Consider the following 1,250-nt stretch of genomic DNA (forward strand, 5'->3'; position numbering starts at 1 on the left):
GTCTTCTACCGTTAAAGGACCTGTAGAAGAAACGCCATCGGCTGCAATTAGCCCAGCACTTTGCGCATCTGCGACGGTAATTTCACCATCATATAGATCGTAAAACTTACTCGCTTCAGCGGTATTACCTTCTCCAGAAGCTGCAGCGCCTTGAATGGCTGCAACTTTGCGAACACCAGAGAAACCAGTTTCAAGAAGGTTATCGACTGTTGTTCCAAGCTCCGGTGTTGATCCGTCACCAACTGCATTCTTTACATCAAGCGCACCGCTACCAGCGATATCTAACTTGATACGAACATTGTCAAAAAAACCACCAGCTTGAACGTTCTCATTGGAACCAAAGCTGATACCATTTAAAAATACTGAACCTGCGTCTTTATACATAAATTCGCCGATGGTGTATTTCGTTTCTAGATCAATGGTCAAGCCTGCTTGGCCAGTCATCTCACCCATCGTGTTATCGTCTAACGCTTTTAGTTCGGCTTGCACTCCAGCACTTACAGCAGATACTGCTATGGCTAGCGCAGTCTTTCTAATGATAGACATTAGCCTACTCCTTTATTGTTATTTAAAACCAAAAAAAGCCGCTCAGATGAGCGGCTTTTCTACTGAGCATTAACTCATACTACTAAGCAATCTTAGTGAGCAGAGATTGTCCAGTTAGTCTGGCTGTCGATATCAGTCCAGTAAAGCTGACCAATAGACTCACCGTCGTCACCGAATGAAAGTGCACCGATTTCCATGTCACCTTTGAAGTGAGTATTGATCGCAACACCGTCAACGCCGTATGCGTCAGCAACAGCAGCACCAGAAGCTAGAGGAGCAACACTGAGACCACCAGTGCCGTCAGCAGCAGCAATGAACGGTACAACACCGTATGCAGCAGCTAGCTTAGCAGAGCTCAAACCTGCAGCGTTACGTACTGCGTAAATTTCACGCTTAGATTGAGCGAAACCGAATGCAAAGTTACCGTCGATATCAGTCACGTCACCACGAACGTTGTTGATCTTCAAATTTTCGATCGCAACACCAGCGATATCGATGTAAACATCAAGATCAGTAATGTTAATGTAAGTGTTCCAGTTGATTACAGAATCAGCGTTACCGTAACCAGTTTCACCAGTTGAAGCAGTGAAGCCGTTACCATCGTTTTCGATGTGGATGTCAACTGGGCCAAGGTAGCCGTCAATGTCAAGGTCACTGATCAATACAGTAGTACTAGCGTCTGAGTCAGTAGTACCATCAGCTTG

The 1,250-nt window shown here is 45.4% G+C and carries 2 protein-coding genes; both read right to left on the reverse strand.

The genetic code is table 11. From position 1 onward, the window contains the following. A partial coding sequence (locus tag A3762_RS07950; RefSeq protein ID WP_197469139.1) for a DUF6160 family protein occupies positions 1-546 on the reverse strand: 546 nt, incomplete at its 3' end. Positions 547-638: 92 nt separating this feature from the next. Beyond that, on the reverse strand, positions 639-1,250 hold a 612-nt coding region (locus tag A3762_RS27390; protein WP_197469140.1), incomplete at its 5' end, for a hypothetical protein.

The sequence above is a fragment of the Oleiphilus sp. HI0125 genome (assembly GCF_001635355.1).